The 16,425-nt window shown below is 69.9% G+C and carries 13 protein-coding genes and 1 pseudogene; 6 read left to right on the top strand and 8 right to left on the bottom strand.

The features are described 5' to 3' along the window. Positions 1–986, bottom strand: a 986-nt coding sequence (locus tag JJ683_RS08915; RefSeq protein ID WP_200173266.1) for an integrase catalytic domain-containing protein, incomplete at its 3' end; no start/stop codon positions are given. A gap of 173 nt (positions 987–1,159) precedes the next feature. Here JJ683_RS08915 and JJ683_RS08910 point away from each other — a divergent pair. From JJ683_RS08910 to JJ683_RS08900, 3 genes are all read left to right on the top strand, one after another. Then, positions 1,160–2,632: an aldehyde dehydrogenase family protein gene (locus JJ683_RS08910; protein ID WP_200173254.1), complete on the top strand. Its 1,473-nt coding sequence runs from the start codon at positions 1,160–1,162 to the stop codon at positions 2,630–2,632. 479 nt (positions 2,633–3,111) lie between these two features. Beyond that, positions 3,112–3,924 carry an SDR family NAD(P)-dependent oxidoreductase gene (locus tag JJ683_RS08905; protein ID WP_207280091.1) on the top strand — a complete coding sequence of 271 codons (813 nt, stop codon included), beginning with the start codon at positions 3,112–3,114 and terminating at the stop codon, positions 3,922–3,924. Between the two features lie 157 nt (positions 3,925–4,081). After that, the gene (locus JJ683_RS08900; RefSeq protein WP_200173252.1) at positions 4,082–5,698 is read left to right on the top strand and encodes an ABC transporter substrate-binding protein; all 1,617 of its coding nucleotides are present in this window, start codon (positions 4,082–4,084) and stop codon (positions 5,696–5,698) included. A 276-nt stretch (positions 5,699–5,974) separates the two neighbouring features. Here JJ683_RS08900 and JJ683_RS19810 read toward each other — a convergent pair. After that, positions 5,975–6,217 (bottom strand): annotated as a pseudogene (locus JJ683_RS19810) (IclR family transcriptional regulator); the annotation flags it as partial. Positions 6,218–6,452: 235 nt separating this feature from the next. Here JJ683_RS19810 and JJ683_RS19040 point away from each other — a divergent pair. From JJ683_RS19040 to JJ683_RS08885, 3 genes are all read left to right on the top strand, one after another. Then, the gene (locus JJ683_RS19040) at positions 6,453–6,665 is read left to right on the top strand and encodes a hypothetical protein (protein ID WP_242474540.1); all 213 of its coding nucleotides are present in this window, start codon (positions 6,453–6,455) and stop codon (positions 6,663–6,665) included. 24 nt (positions 6,666–6,689) lie between these two features. Beyond that, positions 6,690–7,004 carry a periplasmic substrate-binding domain-containing protein gene (locus JJ683_RS08890; protein ID WP_200173250.1) on the top strand — a complete coding sequence of 105 codons (315 nt, stop codon included), beginning with the start codon at positions 6,690–6,692 and terminating at the stop codon, positions 7,002–7,004. Positions 7,005–7,151: 147 nt separating this feature from the next. Then, positions 7,152–8,216 carry a hypothetical protein gene (locus JJ683_RS08885; RefSeq protein WP_200173248.1) on the top strand — a complete coding sequence of 355 codons (1,065 nt, stop codon included), beginning with the start codon at positions 7,152–7,154 and terminating at the stop codon, positions 8,214–8,216. Between the two features lie 320 nt (positions 8,217–8,536). Here JJ683_RS08885 and JJ683_RS08880 read toward each other — a convergent pair whose 3' ends face one another. The 6 genes from JJ683_RS08880 to JJ683_RS08855 all read right to left on the bottom strand — a co-directional run bounded on the left by JJ683_RS08880 (position 8,537) and on the right by JJ683_RS08855 (position 16,139). Continuing rightward, complete coding sequence (locus tag JJ683_RS08880; RefSeq protein WP_307810788.1) at positions 8,537–9,994, bottom strand: acyl-CoA carboxylase subunit beta; 1,458 nt, start codon at positions 9,992–9,994, stop codon at positions 8,537–8,539. A 5-nt stretch (positions 9,995–9,999) separates the two neighbouring features. After that, positions 10,000–11,166, bottom strand: a complete 1,167-nt coding sequence (locus JJ683_RS08875; protein ID WP_200173246.1) for a steroid 3-ketoacyl-CoA thiolase — start codon at positions 11,164–11,166, stop codon at positions 10,000–10,002. Between the two features lie 40 nt (positions 11,167–11,206). Further along, positions 11,207–12,847, bottom strand: a complete 1,641-nt coding sequence (locus JJ683_RS08870) for a class I adenylate-forming enzyme family protein (protein WP_200173244.1) — start codon at positions 12,845–12,847, stop codon at positions 11,207–11,209. Further along, a complete protein-coding gene (locus tag JJ683_RS08865) occupies positions 12,835–14,463 on the bottom strand; it encodes an ABC transporter substrate-binding protein (protein WP_200173242.1) in 1,629 nt (542 codons plus the stop codon). Before JJ683_RS08865 ends, JJ683_RS08870 begins: the two co-directional genes overlap by 13 nt. Before the next feature lie 53 nt (positions 14,464–14,516). Beyond that, a complete protein-coding gene (locus JJ683_RS08860; protein WP_200173240.1) occupies positions 14,517–15,341 on the bottom strand; it encodes an SDR family NAD(P)-dependent oxidoreductase in 825 nt (274 codons plus the stop codon). Between the two features lie 156 nt (positions 15,342–15,497). Further along, positions 15,498–16,139, bottom strand: coding sequence for a TetR/AcrR family transcriptional regulator (locus tag JJ683_RS08855; protein WP_200173238.1), 642 nt, complete (start codon positions 16,137–16,139; stop codon positions 15,498–15,500). Between the last annotated feature and the right edge of the window lie 286 nt (positions 16,140–16,425).

Here is a 16,425-nt window from a genome sequence, read left to right as displayed (position 1 = left end):
GCGGTGTAGCCGACGGCTTTTTTCGTGGGGGTGAAGAAGTTCAACCGCAGCGACACCAGCCGCCACAGCCGGTCGAGCAGCTCGAGTTCGTCGGCGGTGTCGTAGCGCCAATAGAAGGCGTGTTTGCGCACGACGTGGTTGTTCTTCGACTCCACGTGCGCCTGGTCGTTCTTCTGGTACGGCCGAGAGCGGGTCTGTGCGATGTCGCGGTCCTGCAGCCACCCGGCGACCTCATGGTTGATGAACTCCGAACCGCAGTCGCTGTCGAAGGTGGTCATGGCGAAGGGAAACCAGTCCTGCAGCTGTTCGATCCCGTGGAGGATCCACTTCGAGGCGTTGTTGCGGATCGAGCAGTTCTCCGTCCACCCGGTCACAATGTCGGTCATCGTCAGCGTGCGGGCGAACTCGCCGATCAGCGTGGGGCCGCAGTGCGCCACGGTGTCGGCCTCGATCACCCCTGGCGTGTCGGGCGCCTCGTCCGTGCAGGTACGGATGGCAATCGAGTTCCGCAGCAGCGGCGCGGGCGTCGTCGTCGATATGCCCTTGATCCGCATTCTGTCGCGTGCCGGTTTCAAGTACCAGTCCACGGTCGCGGCGCTCATCGCTTTCAGTTCCGCGGTCGTCTCGTCGGTGGCGAACGGCGTGTCCAGATCACCCGCCTCGGCCAGCAGCGGTAGCCACAGATCGACCATGACGACCAGGTACTTGCCGCACGGCATGCCCATCAACGCCCACACATGCTCAAGCAGGGTCCTGGCGTCGTCGCTGAAGCGCCGAGTGCGCAGTGTGCGTCCGTCGACCTGCTCGGCCGGGTCCGGCAGCGCAGGGCCGCGAAGCATCCGCCGTGCGGTCGAGCGGCCCATACCCGTGGTCTCCACCACGCGGTCGAGGATCTTGCCTTTGTCCGCCTTCGACGCCTTGCGGTACTGATTCCGCAGCTTGTTCGTCACCTGCCGTCTCGCGGCCATGTCGATCTTGCCTTCCACATCGGGCAAGCTTTCCTGGCTACGCGCTCAAAATAGGTGAGGCACCACCCGGCGCCACGCGCTCAAAGTAGGTGAGGCACGCCGAAGTATTGAGCAAGCGCTTGATTGAGTTGTATTGTGTGCCACAGTCAGGGGCGGCGCGAGCCGATCCACCCGCCGGACTTCGGAGACGCATGACTGATCGAAACCACGGATTGTTCATCGACGGGCAATGGACGGAGGCCGAGGCCGGCGCCGTCGTGGAGGTGATCAATCCCGCAACGGAGCAGGTCATCGCGCAGGTGCCGCAGGCCGGCATCGCGGACGTCGGCCGCGCCATCGCCGCGGCCCGCCGCGCCTTCGACGACGGCCCGTGGCCCCGCACGCCGGTGCCGGAGCGTGCCCGCGTGCTCCGCGCGATGGCGGAGATCATGGAGCAGCGCTTCGACGAACTGGTGGAGCTGAACATGGCCGAGGCGGGGTCGGCCCGTCCGCTCGCAGCGGGGATGCAGATCCGCCCGGCCATCGACCACCTGCGCGACATGGCCGAGCGCGTGCTTCCGGCGTATCAGTTCGACCGGCCGATGCTGCCGGTGCAGCTGGGCGGCGTGCTGAGCCAGGGGATCGTCCGGCGCGCCCCGTTCGGAGTGGCGGCGCTCGTCACTGCGTACAACTTCCCGTTCTTCATCAACGTCATGAAGCTCGCGGCGGCGCTCGGCGCGGGCTGCACGACAGTGCTCAAGCCCGCGCCGACCACCCCGATGGAGGCGTTCGTCGTCGCCGAGATCGCCCAGGAGGCGGGGCTGCCGGCCGGCGTCCTCAACGTCGTCACCGGCGACGTGCCCGCCGCGCAGGCGCTCACAGCCAGCCCGGACATCGACATCATCAGCTTCACCGGCTCTGACGCGGTGGGTCGCAGCGTGTACGCGCAGGCGGCGCCGTCGCTGACCAAGGTGCTGCTCGAGCTGGGCGGCAAGTCGGCGCAGATCATCTGCGATGATGCCGACCTGGCGAAGGCCGTGCCCAGCGTGGTCGCGGGGATCACGGCGCATGCGGGGCAGGGCTGTTCGCTGCTCACCCGCACCCTGGTGCACCGGTCCCGGGAGGACGAGCTGATCGCGCTGGTGATCGCGGAGCTGGAGAAGGTGCGGGTGGGCGACCCGGCCGACCCGGCGACGACGATGGGCCCGCTGATCAGCGCCGAGCAGCGGGCCAAGGTGGAGCGGCTGATCGCCACCGGCAAGGCCGAGGGCGCGACGCTGGCCTACGGCGGCGGGCGCCCCGCGGGCCTGGACAGGGGATACTTCATGGAGCCGACCCTGTTCACCGGGGTCGACAACGGCATGACCATCGCGCAGGAGGAGTTCTTCGGCCCCGTCGGCGTGGTGATCCCGTTCGACGACGACGAGGACGCGATCCGCATCGCCAACGACTCACGGTACGGGCTCGGCGGCGGGGTGCGGGCACGCGATCCGCGACGGGCCGTCGAGATCGCACAGCGGCTGCGGACGGGGCTGGTCAAGGTCAACGGTGGGGCGGGCGGCATCTCGCCGCACTCGGCGATGGGCGGCTACAAGGACAGCGGCCTGGGGCGCGAGTGGGGCACCGCGGGCCTCGAGGAGTTCCTGGAGACGCAGACCATCGAGATGCGGCTCGGCGAAGGCTGACGGCAGTGTCCGGAGCGGGCCGGCGCTGGGCGGTGCCCGGCGTCGCCGCGTGCGTGGATTACGGACCTCGTGCGCATTCCGCGGCCCGGGGAGCGTGTGCGCTCGTGCGTCGGCTGGACCGTATTCCGATTCACGATCGGCGGCGCTGTGCGGCCGCCGGACGGCGCGTATGACGCCCGGCCCGTGGGCGCGCGGTGCATTGGTGCGGACCCACGGTCGGCATTTCGGACGGTGCCCCGGTCCCCCAGGGCCCTCATCCGAGCCTCACAGGCCACTCCCGTCACCAATGTCACACCGCGTGTCGCTCACCGACGCCGCAGGTCACTCCACTGTCCTCACGACTTTGCCGACCCCCTGCCCCGTCTCCGTTCGCGGTATTCCCGGAAAGGCAACGGTTTTCGCGGCGCGAAACGTCGCCGTCCGCCACTGGAGTGATGTAGATTACCAATTGAACCAAGCGCTTGCTCAACTCATGGGAGATGATCGTGCGACTCGAAGGGAAATCCGTACTGATCACCGGCGCCGGATCGGGGCTGGGGCGCGAGAGTGCGCTGCTGTTCGCCGAGCACGGCGCGCAGGTGATGGTGACCGACATCGACGGCGAGACCGCCGAATCTACGGCGGCGGAGGTGCGGTGGCGCGGCGGCCAGGCTGCGGCGCGGGCCCTCGATGTCCGCCGCGAGGACGACGTGCAGCGGGTGGTCTCCGACACCGTGAAGACCTTCGGCAAGCTCGACGTCCTGTTCAGCAATGCCGGCATCCAGGTTCCGGGCTACCCGATCAAGGACGTCGGACAGGTGACCGAAGAGCAGTGGCGGACCACGTTCGATGTGAACGTGCTGGGGACGTTCTTCGCCTGCAAGCACGTGGTCCCGGCACTCAAGGAGAACGGGGGCGGGGCCATCGTCGTCACCTCCTCGGCCACGGCGATCGCGAGCGCCCGTGATCTTGCGCCGTATGTAGCGTCGAAGGGCGCCATCAACGCCCTGGTGCGCGCGCTGGCCGTCGACCTTGGCGAATTCGGCATCAGGATCAACGCCATCTGCCCCCTGCACGGGATGTCCCCCACCTTCTACAGCACCGGCGAGGCCGCCGTGCCGGGTAAGTCGGGCGAAGAAATGCGCGCGTGGGATCCCTCGTCCACCGGGATGCCGCTCAAGAAGCAGAGGCCGCCGAGCCTTCGTGACAACGCTTACGCGGCGCTCTTCTTCGCCACGGACGAATCGGAATACATCAGCGGGGTGTGCATGCCCACCACGGACGGCGGCGTTCTCGCGGGATTCTATCTGTAACGTCCACCGGCACCGCGGGGTCCGCGGCGAGGTGATCCCACCATTGCACCGTTCATGCGGATGCGGCCACGTCCGGTCGCAGTCGCGAACCGTCGCGTCGGGAGGCCATGCGGATGTGTTCCGGAATGTGCGTACTACCAAGTGAAGAGGGACGATAGTGACTCGGAAGAATCCCACCCGCCACCGCCTGCAGGCCGTCGTCGGGGCGGTGGCGCTGGCGGTGGTCGCCTCCGGCTGCGCCGCCGTCGACGACGGCGGCGCAGCCTCGGCGGACGCCGACCTGACGGTCTTGGCGGGCGGCATGGTGAACGTGACCGATCCGCCCGGAGAGCCCGAGGACGGCGGAGTGCTGAAATTCGGCGCCTTCTCCGAACCGCGATCGCTTGATCCCGCGCAGACCATTCCGGCGGTCACCACGGGCGGCGTCGAACTGGTGAACATCTACGACTCCCTGATGCGTTTCGACAGCGCCGCCGGTGCCGACGTTCCGCAGATGGCGCTGCAGCTGGACCACGATGCGGACTTCCGGGTCTGGACCCTGACTTTGCGTGACGACGTCACTTTCTCCGACGGCACTCCGGTGGACGCTGCCGCCGTCAAGGCGAGTCAGGAGCGGTTCGCCGCGGCCGCGGGCCCGGACGCGACCCTGTGGAACGACAATGTCATCGCCATCGGCACCCCTGACGACACAACCGTGGTGTATACACTCGACAAGACGTGGACGGGCTTCGCGCACGCACTCACCACCGGCGCCGGAATGATCGTGGCGCAGGAGACGGGGCCGCCGGGGAAGGACTTCCTCCCGATCGGCGCCGGACCGTTCACGCTGCAGGACTGGTCGCAGGGCACGTCCATGACCCTCGCCGCCAGGGACGGGTACTGGAACGGAAGGCCACACCTCGACAAGGTGACCATTGTCTACATCCCGACCACGGAGGTCGCGATGGAAACGATGTTCAACGGCGGGGTCGACATGACCTACGTCCGGGATGCCGATGATGTGCGGCAGATGCTCGAGCGCGGTCTTCCCGGGTATGTCGGCATGATCGCCGCTGGCGAAGTGGTCCTGATCAACGCCCAGCCCGGCCATCCCGGCGCCGATCCGCGGCTGCGCAGGGCCATGCAGATGGCCGTGGACCCGGACACGGTCGGCGAGCTGTCGTTCGGTGATTCCGCCTTTTCGGGGAATCAGCTGTTCGCCGGGTACTCCCGCTGGGACACCGGCGTGGAGGCCCCCGCATACGACCCCGATCGCGCGCGCGAACTCGTCGCGGAGGCGAAGGCCGACGGGTTCGACGGGAACATGGTCTACGTCAACGGCTCGAATCAGGCCAAGAAGCAGAAGGCGCTGTCCATCCAGGCCCAGCTCGGGGCCGTGGGGATCACTGTGGACGTGCAGAACCTCCCGACGATCGGCGACCAGGTGCGCCGAGTGGCCGCCGAGCAGGATTACGATCTGGCGGACTGGGGATTGAGTGTGCGCGAGGCAGATCCGCTGTCGAAGATGTCCGCGGCCTTCCGCAGCGGCGGGAAACAGGTGTACGGCATGTACACCAGCACGCAGATGGACGGCCTCCTCGATGATTTCCAGGCCGCGAGGGACGACGACGCGAAGCGGGTCGTCATGGCCGAAATCCAGCGACAGCTGAACCAGGATGCACCCTTCCTCATCCAGGGGTATGCCGCCGAGTATGTGGCGTGGCAGAAGAACGTCCATGGAGTCGAAGGGTCCTCGAATTCCATGGTCATGCTGGGTGAGGCGTGGATGTCCTAGCCCTGGCGACGATAAAGCCTTCTCGCCGGAGTCATGGGGAGTGACGTGCGCAGCACCGTGCGAGGCCAGGGCGCTGGTCACTGCGAACGCGGCGCGCCGAGGAGGGCAGCACCCGCGCTGGCGGCTGACCCGCGTACCTGTCACGCGCGCCCGAGTTCGAGCGCCACGTCGTGCAGCAGTGCGCCGATGCCGGCATAACCTCCCTTGGTGAGCCGGCTGCGCCGGACCGCTGGAGACGACAGCGCCGGCCGGCTCGCCGGCCGCAGTAAGGACGGGGCTGGCGATGCTGGTCAAACGCGGCTTCACGTCGCCCTCGCACACCGCCCAGCCGCGGGCGGCGACACGCACGTATTCGGCGTCGGGCAGCAGTCCGGATGGATCGGCGAACAGCGCCCGCCGCGCCGCCGAATCGAGGGCCGAGCACACCGCCCGCCCCCCTGCGCTGGCATCGACGGCGATGCGCTGGCCCGGGTGCAGCGCGGTGCGCACCACCTGACGGGCCTCAGCGATGTCGACCACCACCAGCTCAGCACCCTCGAGGAGGGCAAGATGCGCCGTCTCGGCCGTCTCGCGGCCTCCGTCGAGACCGACACCGTCATCTCGCCGCACGTGGGCGGCTCGGACAAGTACGCCTACCCGAAGGGCGCGCCGGGAGCAGCTGGGCGCGACCACGCTCGGCCAGCTCTCGCTCGGGGCGTGCTCCGAGTGGCTGTGGTCCGGTTATCCCAAGGACAACCCCACGCTGAAGATCGCCATGGGCGAGGGCGGCATCGGCTGGGTGCCCATGCTCATCGACCGGCTCGACAACATCATCGACCGTTCCGGCTACGGCCTCGGCTGGGACGAGCGGCCGTCCGACGTGATCCGGAAAAGGCGCGCACTCGTCGCCGAAACCAAGGCCGACGGCTTCAACGACAGGCTCGTCATGATGAACGGGCCGGAGCAGGCCAAGGGGCGGCAGGCGTAGGCGATCCAGGCGCAGCTCGACGCCGTGGGCTTCGACGTCGACTCGCAGATCATGCCGACGACCGGCGACCAGATCCGGCGGATCGCGGCGCACCACGACTACGACCAGGGGTCGTGGGGGCTGAGCCTGCGCGACCCCGATCCGTTCCCCAAGATGTCGTCGGCCATGCACAGCGGCGGCAAACAGCTCTACGGGATGTACCCGAGCCCGGAGATGGACGCGATCGTCGACGAGTTCCAGACCGATCCCGACGCGACCGTCCAACGCGCGACGATGGCCGACATCCAGCGGCAGCTCAACGAGGATGTGCCGTTTCTGGTGCACGGCTATCCCGAGTAGCCTTCCTGGCAGCAGAATGTGCACGGCGTCGTCGGGTCGGCCAACACGATGGCGCTGCTCGGCAACGCCGGGAAGGCGTGAGCGGGAGGCACCCACGATATCCGCCTGCCGCGGCGCCTCGGAGGGCCGCGCGAAGGGAAGGTGAGTGTGCCGCGACAGATCACGCTGGTGGCCGAGCGCGGCCTGCCGTTCACGCTGGCCGGACAGGTGGCCGACGAGGTCCGCGAGGCGGTCTCCGCGGCGACCGGTGAGCCGGTGCGGCTCGAGTGCACCGGCGGTGCCCTCACACTCGACGACGACGGAGAAATCCACCTGTCGCACTCGATCGCGGCCACTGCGGACAAGTCGGACCTGGTGCTGTTCTTCACCGAACTGCCGCGGCTGGAGCACGGCAGACCGGCCCCGGCCGAGATCGATACGGAACGTTCGGCGGGCATCATCTCTATACCCGCCTGCGGCACGGTGGCACTGCCGCAGCGGGTCGCGCACCTGTCGATCGCCTGCCTGGCCGGCCTTCTCGCCGGCGACACCGATGACGCCGCGTTCCGGTCGGCCGAATCGCGCCGGCGCCGCTGGCACATCGACGATGAGCGTCAGGGCAAGCGCACGCTGGTGGCCGCGTCCCGGTGGGGCTGGGCGTTGCTGGTGATGGGCATGATGCGCGTCAACCGCCCCTGGCGGTTGGTATCCACACTCAAGGGCGTGATCGCGGCCGCCGCGGCCACCGCCTCGTTCGGCATCTTTTACACCTCGATCTGGCAGATGGCCACCACGATCCACCCGTGGCGGCTGGTGCTCATCACGGCGTTCGCTGTGACGCTGATGGCGACCTGGCTCATCGTCGCCAACCGGCTGTGGGAGTCCGGCGGCGGCCGCGCGGTGTGGAACCGGCTCTACAACACCGTGACGGTATGCACGGTTCTCACCGGGGTCGCGACAATGTACGTGGGGCTGTACCTGCTCACGTTCGTCGCGGGGCTGGTGGTCATCGACACCGGCTTCATGACCGAGAAGATCGGACGGCCCGCCGCGTTGTCGAGCTTCCTGCTGCTCGCGTGGCTGGCGACGTCCATGGGGATCGTCGCGGGCGCGCTGGGCTCGAGCACCGACAGTTACGACGCGATCCTGCGGGCCACATTCGGCGAGCGCGAGCGCGAGCGGCGCAAGCGACAGTCGGAGCAGGAAGACCCGCAGGACGAGCGCGGCCGCTGACCTCCGCGTCCGGGCCGGTACGCGGGGATCACAGTGCGGACCGCGCCCCGACGATCACCGCCGGGGATTCACCATCGCGGGTGCGCCCCGACTTCGCGCACACGCGTCATCAGGACGATGTTGTAGTCCACGCCCACGATCGCGTGACGGCCGAGGCGGCCACGGGCGCCAACACGCCCGCCAGGCGCGCAGCACGGCTGCGACGGCGGGATGAGCCGGTGGCAGCGCGGCGCGCAGCTCCCCACAGCGTGCCTGCGCGACCACCCGTTCGTCGGCGTGATCGACGATCGGGGCAGATAGTCGCCGGCATCCCCAGCCCGTCACGGCCTCGCGGTGCGCAGTGCGGCGAGCAGCCGGTTGCGCAGCTCCCGCGGGTCGATGACGTCGTCGTAGGTGGCGGTGCGGGCGAGCTGCCACGGCCCGGACGCCTCGTGTTCGACCAGCGCACGCCGGGTGTCGTCGTCGGCGCCAGAGGTGGCCCCGCCCACTGCGGCCGGGATACCGCCGAGCATCGCGCCGGGGAACGCCAGCGACACCGTCTGCCCGCCGAAGGCGTTCTGCCCCATCACCGAGCTGCCGAAGCCGAACGCCTTGCGCACCGTCACGTGCAGCTTGGGCACCGTCGCCCGGTGCTGGGCGACGAACATCCGCGCCGACTCGCGCAGGATCCCCGCCCGCTCCGAGGCGCTGCCCGAGAGCACTCCGGGGTTGTCGGCCAGCTGCACCAGCGGCAGGCCGAAACCGGCCGTCATCTCGACGAACCGCGCCGCCTTGCCGGCCGCCGCCGCGTCGATGGCGCCCGCGAGCACAGCCGGCTGGTTGGCCAGCACCGCGACGGGCCGCCCGCCCAGGCGCGCGAGCGCGATGATGAGCGATGGCCCGTGGCCCGGCTGCACCTCCAGCAGCGAGCCGGCGTCGAAGAGCTCGCCCAGCACTGCGGTCATGTCGTAGGGTCGCCGCGGGTCGGGTGGGATGAGGTCGAGCAGCGCGTCGAGCGTGCGCTCGCCGTCGCCGGTGTCGGCGCGCGGCGGCGGGTCGCCCGCGCACGACGGCAGATACGACAGGTATCGGCGCGCCAGCCGCAGCGCCCCGTCGACGTCCGCGGCCACGTTGTGGGCCACGCCGCTGACCACGGCGTGCACCTGCGGCCCGCCCAGCTCTTCCTTGGTCACCTGCTCGCCGGTGGCGGCCCGCACCAGCGGAGGGCCGGCCGTGAAAAGCGACGCGAGCCCGTCGACCATGACGACGAAATCCGCCAGCGGCGCCGCGAGGGCGCCGTGCCCGGCGGAGGGCCCGGTGACGATCGCGACGATCGGCACCCGGCCCGCAATGTCGGCCAGCACCTGCAGGTCGTTGGGGGCGGGCCGCTGCGGCTCGAGCATGTTGGTGGCCCGATGCCCGGCGCCCTCGAGCATGAGCACCAGCGGCGCGCGCTCCTGGCCCGCCAGTGCCGCGACCCGCGACCGCTTGGTGGCGGCCGCGGTGCCGATGGAGCCGCCCGCCACCGAGAAGTCCTCGGCGCCTACGAACACCGGCCGCCCGTCGATGAGGCCCGACCCCGCCACGAACGCGTCGGCGGGAGTGTCCGGCGCCCCGGCGAGCAACCCGAGCTCGGTGAACGTGCCGGGGTCCAGCAGCCGCGCGACGCGCTCACGCGCGTCCACCCGGCCCGCCGTACGGTGCCGACGCAGCTTCTCCTCGCCGCCCATGACGCGGGCGGTGGAGCGCCGCTGCTGCAGCGAATCGAGCAGCGGGGCCCAGTCGTCGCGGTGCGTCACGCCCGTCAGAGGCGCTCGAGGATGGTGCCGGCGGCCAGGGCGCCGCCCGCGCACATGGTGATCAGCGCCCGCTCGCCGTCGCGGCGCTCGAGCTCGTGCAGCGCGGTGGTGAGCAGCCGCGCGCCGGTGGCGCCCACCGGGTGCCCCAGCGCGATGGCGCCGCCGCCCACGTTGACGCGGTCCATATCCGGCTTGTGCACCTGCGCCCAGGAGAGCACCACCGACGCGAAGGCCTCGTTGACCTCGAAGATGTCGAAGTCGGCCATCGACATGCCCGAGCGCTCGAGCAGGTGCTGCGTCGCCTGCACCGGCCCGTCCAGGTTGTACTCGGGCTCGGCGCCCACCAGGCACTGGTGCACGATCCGCGCCCGCGGACGCAAGCCCAGCGCCTTGGCCCGGTCCTCATCCATGAGCAGCACCGCGGAGGCGCCGTCGGAGATCTGCGACGAGGTGCCGGCGGTGTGCCGCGCGCCCTCGTACACAGGCTTGAGGCCGGCGAGGCCCTCCATGGTGGTCTCGCGCAGGCCCTCGTCGCGGGTCACGGTGTGGAACCGGTCGGTGGGGTTCTTCTCGCCGTCGAGCACCGGCGCCTCGACGGGGATGATCTCGCGGTCGAAGCGGCCCTCGTCCCAAGCGGCCTTGGCCTTGCGCTGCGAGGCGACGCCGAGCACCTCGAGGTCGGCCCGGGTCAGCCCGCGGCGGTCGGCGATACGCTCGGCCGTCTCGAACTGCGGCGGCATGTCCAGGCTCCACGACGCGGGCCTGCGCGGCCCGGCGTGGTCGCCCACCACATTCGCCCCCAGCGCGACGGTGCTCATCGACTCGATGCCGCAGGCGATGCCCGTGTCGATCGCGCCGGTGGCGATCAGCCCCGCGATGAGATGGTTCGCCTGCTCGGACGAGCCGCACTGGCAGTCGATGGTGGTGGCGCCGGTCTGCCAGGGCAGGCCCGCATGCAGCCACGCGACGCGGGCGATGTCGTTGGACTGCGCGCCTACCTGGGTGACGCAGCCGCCGATCACCTGCTCGACCAGCCCGGCGTCGATGCCGGCCCGCTCGATCACGCCCTTCTGTGCCTGGCCCAGCAGCTCGGCCGGGTGCAGGCCCGACAGCACACCCCGGCGCTTACCGATGGGGGTACGGCCGGCCTCCACGATCACGGGATCGCCCACGTCGCGTTCCTTCCTGTCCGGATCGTCCTGCGGCGCGCGGTCACGCGAACGCGCTGCGCACCACCTTGCCCGTCGCATTGCGCGGCAGGGGCTCAGTGGTCAGTGTCCACTGCGAGGGGATCTTGTACCCCGCGAGCAGGCCCGCCAGGTGGGACCGCAGCACGTCGTCGGTGGCGCCGGTGTCGGGCCGCAGCACGACGACGGCCGCCACCTCCTGCCCGTACTCGGCGCTGGGGCGGCCGAACACGATCGACTCGGTGACCTCCGGATGCGTGTCGAGCGCATCCTCGATCTCCACCGGGTAGATGTTCTCGCCGCCGCGGATGATCAGGTCGGTACGGCGCGAGCTGATCTCGAGCTCGTCGTCGCGCAGCACGCCGATGTCGCCTGTGTGCAGCCAGCCGTCGGCGTCGATGGCCTTCGCCGTCGCTTCGTCGTTGTCCCAATAGCCCAGCATGACCATGGCGCCACGCACACACACCTCGCCCTCGACGCCGCCCGGCACGGTGGCACCGGACTCGTCGCACACCCGCACCTGCGTGTTCACCGCCGCGCTGCCCACCGATCGGGGGTTCGCGGCCAACTGGGCGGGTGTCGCGATCGTCGCGGCCGTGGAGCATTCGGTCTGCCCGTAGGTGGCCACCATCGCGGCCGTGGCCTGCGGCAGCAGCTCGCGCAGGGCCGCGCGCATGGCGGGCGGGGTGGGCGCGGCGCCCAGCGAGAACGAGCGCAGCGACGACAGGTCGTGCGCGCCGCTGTTGGCGTCGTCGAGCACGCGGTGCGCCATCGTCGGCACGCCCGTCCAGTGCGTGACGCCCTCCCGGGCGATGAGCGCCAACACGGCGTCCGCATCGAACCGGCCGGTGTAGATCACCGCAGTCTCGCCGTTGTCCAGACGTGGCACGGCGATGTTGTGCAGCGCCGCGATGTGGAACAGCGGCCCGGTCATCAGGTACCGGCGATCGTACTGGGGGGCGCGGCCCGCCGCGGCGGCGACGGCGTCGTTGTACCGGTAGAAATCGCGCGCGGCGATCATGTTGCGGTGCGAGTGCACCGCGCCCTTGGGCCGCCCCGTGGTGCCGGAGGTGTAGATGACCACCGCCGGCGCGTCCTCGCCGAGCCGCACCGATGGGCAGGCGAGGCCGGCCGGCGCGGTCCGGGCGGGGGCGGCGACGTCGGATTCGATCCGCAGCACCGGCACGCGTGCGGCCGGTTCCTGCGCGGCCGCCTCGGCGAGGCGCTCGCGCCGGCGGGCGTCCGCGACGATCAGCGTCGGCCGCACGTGGGCGCAGCCGTAGGCGATCTCGCCGGCCGCCCAGTGCGAGTTCATGGCCACGGCGATGCCGCCGATCGACACCGTCGCCCAGAAGGTCGCGATCCACTCGATTCCGTTGGCGGCGAGGATCGCGACCCTGTCGCCCGGCCGGACGCCGTGGGTGTCGCGCAGCTCGACGGCCAGCGCGGACACCAGCCGGTAATGCTCCTCGAAGCCCACGCGCCGCCCGTCGCACACCAGGTAGGTGCGATCGCCGTACCCACGTGAGCGCTCGAGCAAGTCCACAAGCGACCGGTCACGATCGGCGAACACGGGCAGCCGGGCCCCGCGCACATCCTCCTCACGGATCGGCGGAATGCCGCCTGCTGCGGCCTCCGGTTCCGCGGCCCCTGTCACGCCTTCCATGCGTCGCCCAGCAGAATCATGGAGTTGGAGGTGCCCACCATGCCGTGCACGTTCTTGTGCCAGGTGGTGTACTCCGCCCAGTACCCGAGGTTGATGAATGGAACGTCTTCATTGACCTGCTGCTGGATTTGCGCCATCACCTGCAGCTTCTGGTCCATATCGGTGGCCGTTTGGAACCGGTTCACCAACGCGTCCATCTCGGGGCTGGTGGGCATGCCGTAGGTCTGCTTGCCGTCGCTGGTCAGGGTGGCGAACATCTTGGGGAACGGGTCGGACTCGCGGTACGCCAGCCCCCACGCGCCCAGGTCGTAGTCGCGCTCGGCGGCGATGACGCGGATCTGGTCGCCGATCGTCGGCATGATCTTGGTGTCCACCGTGAAGCCCACGGCCTCCAGCTGCGCCTCCAAGGCCAGGGCCTGTTGCTGACGGGCCTGTTCGGGGGCGTTGATCGACACGAGCGTTGTGTTGACGCCGTCGGCCTTCGCTTCGGCGACGAGCCGCTTCGCCGCCTCCGGGTCGAATGTCGGCCCGGGAGCATCGGTGTGCCAGCGTGAGTACTCCGGGAACAGCACACCCTCGCCGAACTCCGGGTTGCCGTAGGCGCGCTGCGCCACCGCGGACGGGTCGACCGCCAGTTGAATCGCCTTGCGGATGCGCGGGTCTGCTCCCGGACGGCCCGGTGCCGCATTGATGATGTACACGTTGCCGGCGGAGGTCATGTTGACATAGCCGGGCATGCCACGATCGAGCATTTCGGTGACATCATCGGGTTCACGCACGAACGTCATGTCGACGCCGCCGCCCATGAACGTGTCCTTCGAGACCTCCATAGTGGGCATGTACACGAATTTCACCGCGTCGAGGTGCGGTTTTCCGTTCCAGTAGTCGGGGTTGGCGTCAAGGGTCATCGACTCCCCCGGTCGCCACTCGCCGAGCGTGAACGGACCGGCGCCGACGGGCGTGAAACCGTCCCCCGGAGCGCCTGCCGACGCTGCGACGATCATCCCGGGGCCGGAGGTGAGCATGAGGTCGAACTCCGGCCACGTCTTGTTCAGCGTATAGACCACGGTCTTGTCGTCGGGGATGGAGATGTCGACGACGTTCGCTGCCCACAGGCCGGCCTCGGGGCCCTTGGCGGCGACGTAGCGCTCCTGGCTGGCCTTCACAGCCCCCGCGTCGACCGGTGTCCCGTCGGAGAAGTCCACGCCGTCACGGAGGGTGAGCGTCCACGTGCGGTAGTCGTCCGAGTGTTCCAGATCCTTCGCCATCTCCGGCACCACCTTTTGTTCGGTGGTGTCGTAGCGCATGAGCGAGTCGTAGATGTTCACCAACTCGGTGCCGCCGGTGGTGACCGCCGCGATGGTCTCGGCCGGATCGAGCGCCTTCGGCTCGGAGTATGCGGCGAAGCTGAGTGTGCCTCCCTCGACGGGGGGCCCGGCATCCTCCGTCACATTGACCATGCCATCGCTCAGGTCCTGTATCCGGGCCACCGTCGAGTCACCGGTGGAGCCCGAGGTGGTGTCGTCGCCGGAGCTCGCGCAGCCGGTCGTGATCAGCGCGGCGGCCGCGAGTACGGCCGCGAGCCGCGGGGAGAGTCGCTTCGTCCGTATGTCCATGTGTTCCTCACTCGCTGTGCGATCTTTCGCGCCCGCCGCGCGGGCACGCGGGTTCAGCGGACGGTGAGCTGTCCGCCGTCGATGTTCCAGGCCTGGCCGGTGATCCAGCGCCCCTGCTCGCCGGCCAGGTAGGCCGCCGCCCAGGCGATGTCCTGGGGTTGCCCGGCGGTGCCGAGCGGGACCATGGCGGCGATGGAGCGCTGCCAGTCGGCATCGGACGCCCCGTTCAGCCGGCCGGTGGCCACGATGCCGGGGCACAGCGCGTTCACCCGCACGCGGTCGGCCGCCAGTTCCCGCGCGGCCGAGACCGTCAACGACTGCACCGCCGCCTTCGAAGCGGCGTAGGCCGCGGCCTGCGGGCTGCCGAGCTTGCCGGCGATCGAGGAGATATTGATGATCGCGCCGCCGTCGCCTTGCTCGACCATGCGTTGCGCGCAGCGCCGGGACATCAGGAAAGTCCCGCGCACGTTGGTCTGCATGACCCGGTCGAAGACTGCGGGGTCGAGGTCGGTCAGCGCCACCCTGTCGGCGCCGCGGGGTGCGGCGGCGTTGTTGACGAGCACGTCCACCCGACCATGACGGTCGAAGACGGTGTCCCACAACGCGTCCACGGACGATTCGTCACCCACGTCGACTGCGCACGCCGTGGCCCGCCGGCCCAGGGCGCGGACCTCGTCGGCCACCGATGCGGCGCCGCGCCAGTGCGCGGCACGCTCCTCATCGGTGCGCGGCGCGGCCCCGCCCTCGCTGCCGGTCACCACCACGTGGCAACCGGCGCGCGCCAACTCGAGCGCGACCGCGCGGCCGATCGACCGCATGCGGCCTGCCCCCGTGACCACCGCGACCGCGTCGGTGAGAGCCCCCGGACCCGTCCCCATCGCGCCTCCGTCCCGTTCATCGCCGCCGTCCGCGCGCTCAGGTTTGAGCAAGCGCTTGGTTGAGGATGAAGATAACAGTTCCGCGTGTGAAGTGGAACACCTTGCCGGCCGCGGGATGCGGGCGGGGCCGGTCCGGCGATCCCGCCCGGGGCGCGGTCAGCGGCCGGCGGCCGCCCCGGCCCTTCCTCCTCCGGCCGGCACGGCCTCCGCGGGCGCGTGGTCGGTGCAGTAGCCCCGCAGGAACAGCCGCGACATGAGCGTCGCGAATTCGTCGAGCGAGTAGTTGCGGCGGTCGGGCCAGTGCATGGTGGACCAGAGTGTGTCGCGCACCGAGCGGTAGAAGACCTCCGGCGTGATGTCGTCGCGGAACAGGCCGACGGCCACGCCGTCGCCGATCGCAGCGACCCAGTGCTGGCGCACCTTGCGCGATGCGTCGTCGACGGCGCCGAGCAGGCCGTGGTCGCGAAGATATCCGCGGTCCTGCTGGTAGATGGCCGTCTCGTGCGGGTACTGCTCGATCACGGCGAGGGTCTCGTGGATTAGGCCCTCGATGACCTCCAGTGGTGTGCCCGACCGCTTCTCGACCTCGCCGAACCGGGCCTGGATGTCGTCCATAAACCCGCTCATGAGCTCGGCGACGATGGCGTCCTTGGATTTGAAGTAGTGATACAGGCTGCCCGAGAAGACGCCGGCGGCCTCGCCGATCTCGCGGACCGTGGTGCGCGAGACACCCCGGCTCGCGAACAATTGCGCGGAGCTCTCGAGGATCTCCGCCTTGCGATCGCGGGTTGCGGCCATCGTGTCTCCGTTCATCGCTCTTCGTCCGCCGCGCCGTCCGGGGACGCCGCGACACATTTGAGCAAACGCTTGCTCACCTGCAGCCGATCCTACGTGTCTGGGCGGCGGCCCCGGCGATAACCGGTCGCGGGCGAACCGGGAGTGCGGCCTGATCAAGATAGTGCACCGCCGGTCCGGGCCGCGGGGCGCGTCTGCGGAGATCCGCCGTGGTGCGGGGAAGGACGACGAGGTGCCTCACATAGAGTCGGCGCGAAGCGGTGGCCGGTGACTCACCCAGTGTGAGCGT

The organism is Tomitella cavernea (assembly GCF_016599145.1).
Taxonomy (GTDB): domain Bacteria; phylum Actinomycetota; class Actinomycetes; order Mycobacteriales; family Mycobacteriaceae; genus Tomitella; species Tomitella cavernae.
The sequence above is the reverse complement of the archived record's forward strand: the minus strand, read 5'-3'. Positions and strand labels throughout refer to the sequence as shown.

Bases quoted from the DNA above. Each gene is read 5' to 3' on its own strand.
- JJ683_RS08860 (WP_200173240.1), bottom strand. From the start codon at position 15,341: ATGGGGACGGGTCCGGGGGCTCTCACCGACGCGGTCGCGGTGGTCACG.
- JJ683_RS08905 (WP_207280091.1), top strand. From the start codon at position 3,112: ATGATCGTGCGACTCGAAGGGAAATCCGTACTGATCACCGGCGCCGGA.
- JJ683_RS08855 (WP_200173238.1), bottom strand. From the start codon at position 16,139: ATGGCCGCAACCCGCGATCGCAAGGCGGAGATCCTCGAGAGCTCCGCG.
- JJ683_RS08910 (WP_200173254.1), top strand. From the start codon at position 1,160: ATGACTGATCGAAACCACGGATTGTTCATCGACGGGCAATGGACGGAG.
- JJ683_RS19040 (WP_242474540.1), top strand. From the start codon at position 6,453: ATGGGCGAGGGCGGCATCGGCTGGGTGCCCATGCTCATCGACCGGCTC.
- JJ683_RS08870 (WP_200173244.1), bottom strand. From the start codon at position 12,847: ATGGAAGGCGTGACAGGGGCCGCGGAACCGGAGGCCGCAGCAGGCGGC.
- JJ683_RS08865 (WP_200173242.1), bottom strand. From the start codon at position 14,463: ATGGACATACGGACGAAGCGACTCTCCCCGCGGCTCGCGGCCGTACTC.